Origin of the sequence: Microcoleus sp. B6-A1, assembly GCF_036705085.1 — a bacterium.
Classification (GTDB): Bacteria; Cyanobacteriota; Cyanobacteriia; order Cyanobacteriales; family Microcoleaceae; genus Microcoleus.
The window spans coordinates 1-4,493 of the sequence record NZ_JAUBTU010000168.1; the positions used below are offsets into that span (position 1 = coordinate 1).

At 44.2% G+C, this 4,493-nt stretch carries 7 protein-coding genes; 3 read left to right on the forward strand and 4 right to left on the reverse strand.

The window, feature by feature from the left end; genetic code table 11:
- Positions 1-142 precede the first annotated feature (142 nt).
- Positions 143-382, forward strand: coding sequence for a hypothetical protein (locus QUB11_RS30760; RefSeq protein ID WP_333201435.1), 240 nt, complete (start codon positions 143-145; stop codon positions 380-382).
- Between the two features lie 123 nt (positions 383-505).
- Here QUB11_RS30760 and QUB11_RS30765 read toward each other — a convergent pair whose 3' ends face one another.
- The 4 genes from QUB11_RS30765 to QUB11_RS30780 all read right to left on the reverse strand — a co-directional run bounded on the left by QUB11_RS30765 (position 506) and on the right by QUB11_RS30780 (position 2,790).
- On the reverse strand, positions 506-775 hold the full coding sequence (locus QUB11_RS30765) for a helix-turn-helix domain-containing protein (RefSeq protein WP_190732409.1): 270 nt from the start codon (positions 773-775) through the stop codon (positions 506-508).
- A gap of 234 nt (positions 776-1,009) precedes the next feature.
- A complete protein-coding gene (locus QUB11_RS30770) occupies positions 1,010-1,291 on the reverse strand; it encodes a helix-turn-helix transcriptional regulator (RefSeq protein ID WP_333102662.1) in 282 nt (93 codons plus the stop codon).
- Positions 1,292-1,599: 308 nt separating this feature from the next.
- Positions 1,600-2,190, reverse strand: coding sequence for a helix-turn-helix transcriptional regulator (locus QUB11_RS30775; RefSeq protein ID WP_333151447.1), 591 nt, complete (start codon positions 2,188-2,190; stop codon positions 1,600-1,602).
- Positions 2,191-2,517: 327 nt separating this feature from the next.
- On the reverse strand, positions 2,518-2,790 hold the full coding sequence (locus tag QUB11_RS30780) for a helix-turn-helix transcriptional regulator (RefSeq protein ID WP_333038831.1): 273 nt from the start codon (positions 2,788-2,790) through the stop codon (positions 2,518-2,520).
- Between the two features lie 246 nt (positions 2,791-3,036).
- Between QUB11_RS30780 and QUB11_RS30785 the strand changes: the two genes are divergently transcribed.
- Positions 3,037-4,035 carry a hypothetical protein gene (locus QUB11_RS30785; RefSeq protein ID WP_333201438.1) on the forward strand — a complete coding sequence of 333 codons (999 nt, stop codon included), beginning with the start codon at positions 3,037-3,039 and terminating at the stop codon, positions 4,033-4,035.
- Positions 4,036-4,042: 7 nt separating this feature from the next.
- Positions 4,043-4,204 carry a hypothetical protein gene (locus tag QUB11_RS30790; protein WP_333055576.1) on the forward strand — a complete coding sequence of 54 codons (162 nt, stop codon included), beginning with the start codon at positions 4,043-4,045 and terminating at the stop codon, positions 4,202-4,204.
- Positions 4,205-4,493 lie beyond the last annotated feature (289 nt).

Genomic DNA, 4,493 nt, shown 5'->3' on the forward strand with positions numbered 1-4,493 from the left:
ATTTTTGACCCCACCCCAACCCTCCCCTTATCAAGGGGAGGGAGTAAGAAATTCACAAATGATTTAGGATGGCTATAATATCAATTCCTATTAAAATTAGGATATAATTTTAGGTGATGATTGTTAGTTTTAGGAAACAACAATGACAACTACTACAAGTAACGAGCCGACGCTAGCCGATGTTATTGAAAAGCTCGACAAGCTATCGGCAGAAGTTGAGAAATTATCAACTGATGTTGAGAAAACTAATGACAAAACAGACAGATTCAATGACAAATTCGATAACTACCAGAAAGCTACCCAATGGGTTGTGCAACTTGCTTTCACTTTGATTGCAAGCGCCACTATCACGGTGATTATCACTTCTGTTCTCCGTAAGTAATACCAAATCCTACTTTAATATCCTTTTTATAACTTGCTTGTTAGATGCCCGAATTCTTCAAGAAGTCGGGCATCTAATCTGCTTTTTTAGGTTTGTCTAATTAGAACTAAGCAACAAAAGTTCTCAGTCGGGATTTGGTGGGCCTAAGTCGTTAGGCAAATCGTTAAGCGTTTTTCCGAGAGCTTTGCAAAGGGCTTTCATTTGAGCAATGGTCAGTTCTGGTTGGTCTAGTCCTCGCTCCCAGTTACTGATTGCTTGTTGGCTTAGGGTTTTTGCGCCCGTTTTGTCGGGAATTTGCTTTGCTAAAGCCGATTGCGATAAACCAGCAGCTTCCCGCAAGATTTGCAGTGCTGGTATATCTTTTGACTCTTGAGTTTGTTTCTTTCTGGGCATATCATAGGAAATTTACAAGCAGACTTGTTGACAACCCGGAAGTTTACAAGTATCCTTGTTAAAGATAGAGACAACACAAAGGCGGCTGCTTTAGCCGGACGGTGGAAACGCTTTGGTTTAGCGAGCTGCCTTATTTGTTGTTTCTACCCATTATGCCTGCATACCCTTAGTATTTTCCGGGCTTGGGTGCATGACTCAAACCCTTTTCCCTAGACATTTCCGAACCCCTGCGGGTTAGTTGTCGTTCGGCGAGGGCTCACGACTTGGTAAGTCATCGGGAATTTTGGTTACATCTAATCCTAAAAGCTCAAACATAGTTTTTAGAGAAACCTGGTACAGGTTAGCCATAGCAAGTATGTTTTCAGCGTTAGGTAGAGCCTTGCCTAATTCCCAGTCAGCTTGTCTTCGCTCGGAAATTCCGATTTTTTCTTTGACTTGAGGGCGTGTTAGTCCAGCTTGTTCTCTGAGTAGTCTCAATGGAGACTTCTCCTTTTCTTGTAAATCTTCTTCTATCATAGGACGAAATATTCATGATGTAAACGTCTTGACAAAGGCTTGCATAAGACGTAAACTTCATGTTGGTAGGCAAAACAAAGGCCGCTCAACGAGCCTCCAAGGTCAAAATGCAGGTTTGAAGAACCGCCTTATTTGTTGTGTCTATCAATTATGCCTGCATACCCAAGCGTATTTTCGGGGGTTGGGCGCATACCTCAAGCCCCTTTTTTCTCAACGCCGAGGAGGTGATGCCATGTAAAAGGTCGATCGACCTCACAGCCTGACTCAAAATTGTATCAAATGTCAACACCATGATTTAGCTGTGCTTGTTAGTTATCGTTCGATGAGGGCTCACGACTTGGTAAGTCATCGGGAATTTTAGTTACGTCTAATCCTAAAAGCTCAAACATAGTTTTTAGAGAAACCTGGTACAGGTTAGCCAGTGCAGCTACGTTTTCAACCGTTGGCATCGACTTTCCTGATTCCCAGTCAGCTTGCATCCGCTCAGAAACGCCGATATGTTGTTTGACTTGAGGGCGGGTTAGCCCAGCTTGTTCTCTGAGTAGTCTCAATGGAGACTTTTCCTTTTCTTGCGAATTTTCTGCCACAATACATGAAGCTTGTTTCACAACCTCTAGGTTCTTGACCTCCTCCGAAAGATGAAGTACACTTAATGCTTGTAGGTCATCGGGAATTTTGGCTACGTCTAATCCCATACATCTAGCAAGTGTTTTTAGAGGTACGCCTAGCTCGCGCGCCAGAGCAATGACGCGATCGAAGCGAGGAATTGATTCTCCTCGTTCCCAATCGCCAATAATGCGAATTCCTACCCCCATTCGACGACTAAGTTCGGGTTGGGTCAAATTTGCACTTTCTCTAAGGTTTTTCAAGGTTATGGTTTCTTGATCTTTAGCTTCCATCAATTGTAGCAGTTAGTTGCTAGCATAATAGTGCTTGACAAATTTGACTTATGGCACTAAACTGCTAGTAGATAGGCAAAACAAAGGCAACCGGGCGAGCCTCCAAGGTCAAAATGCAGGTTTGAAGAACTGCCTTATTTTTCGTGTCTATCAATTGTGCTTGCATACCCAAGCGTTTTTTTGGGGGTTGGGCGCATACCTCAAGCCCCTTTTTTCTCAACGCCGAGGAGGTGGTGCTATGTAAAAGGTCGATCGACCTCACAGGACAGCCCAACTCAAAATTGTATCAGCAGTAATAATTTTTTAACTGTTGGTTTAATTTAATTGCTAATTCGGCCCAAAGCTCTCTGGAAGTTCATCGATTTTTTCTATTTTTAGTTCTCGGCAAATAGCTTTCAACTGAAAGAGAGAAAATTTTGGTTCTGTGGCTCCAGATATCCATCTATGATACGTGGCCCGGGGAATCCCGCATCTAAAAGCAAACTCATCTTGTGATAAGTCTGTTTTGTTGATTCTTAGGGCTTCCAATGGTGAATTGCCCTCCTGTCTTCGTTCTTTTCTTGATGACATTGTAACATAAATCTCAAATTGAGATGTCATACTTGACAAATTTAAATCGACATCTCATAATGAGATACAAGTGACAGAACAAAAGCTGGCCGGTCAGGGCGAACAGCCAAAACCTACAGTTTTGAATAACCGCCTTGAGGTGGTGCCATGTAAAAGGTCGATCGACCTCACAAGAGTGCCCAACTCAAAATTGTATCAAAGATCCAGACCAAAACTTCAACTTTGCGATCGCACAACTTCCGTGCTATCGTGCCATTTCTCGAACCATTCCAGATCATGCCCCCATCAATTGACAACTTCTACCTAGGCGATGTCGCCTCCAACTTTCACTTTGCAGGCCCGCTGCTAGACTTTGAAGAAGAAATCCAGAATCAATCTCCCTTTCACGATTTAGACTACCTGACAGGCGAAATTAAAAGGGGATTCCTAGACTACGTGCGTCAAGGAATCATGCTGGACGCCATCCGAAAGCTGCGATTGTACAAAGACAAGTTCAAAACTTTTAAAAGTTACTGCGAACAAGCATTAGGTAGGCAGTATTTTTACTGCACACAAATTATCAAAGCTGCGAGCATTTGCCTGCGCTTAATTAAAGCAGGATTTGAGATTTTGCCTAGCTGCGTTGCTCAAGTTGTTCCTTTGTTCAAACACGCAATTACCGACCAATATGGCGACTGTCGTTTACAGGAAAAGTGGCAAGAAGTTGTCGATGTCATACCCAAAGAAAGGATTACCGCAGTAACTATTGCCGAAACCGTTGACAACAATCCCAACCTGCGGCTCAAACAAATTCGCATAAAAACCGACACCTACGCCCTTTTAACGAAAAAAGCAGCCGCAGCCGGACTGTCAATTTCGGAATTTTTGGCAAGGTTGGTTGGCGAATACAATCCCAGAAATTCAGACCAGCCAGCGGAACATACTCCCGAACAAGAGGAGATTTTAGACCAATTAGACGCGGAGTTTAAGAAGCCGGCCACGGAACAGACTGCAACTTCTGCCCCAGGAAAAGTTAAGTCTAAAGGTTTTGGAGTGAAAGTTGAGCCTAAAGGTGGTAAAAGGGAAGTGAAGGCGAAAACTTCGGAAAGGGAAGTTAAGGCAAAAACTTCGGAAGGTGAAGTTAAGTTCAAAAATCGGCAAACTGAAATCCAAGCCGAGAAACAGTCGAATTCATTTAATGAGAAAAATCATGAAGTCATCTGCCCAAAATCCTATCATGCGTCAACTGAAATTAATGGAGGCTCAACTGAACGAAATTCAGTGCCACCTTATTAAAGCCAGTGTGTTGAATTGGTGGCAAATAGTTTTGCCTGACGGTCAGAAAATTGCGATCGAGCACGCGGGCGGCGGACACTGGATTTTTCGGGCTAACGGGCTTGAGAAATTTCATCCAGAAGTGCGGCTAGCGGTGTTAAGGGCGATCGCCGAAGGCTGTCGCCGGTAAGTTACGGGTAAGGACACGGCATCACAGCCGTGTCCCGGAAGGGGCTGGTGGGCGATCGATCTGATTTCATATCATTTGGGGATGCAGTGGGCGATCGTTTATACTGCGTCAACTACCCAGCATCAAGCGGAGTACCGCCGGAGATGTGGGCTTGTATCTGAGCTCCACCGCAATTCCGAGAATCTTTGCAGAATCTCAGCTTTAGTTTCACGGCCCGACACATTAGGGGATGCTGACAAGCTCCCCGTACTCGTCCAGTCCTGCCGGACAAGCAACGTTCTCATGGCAA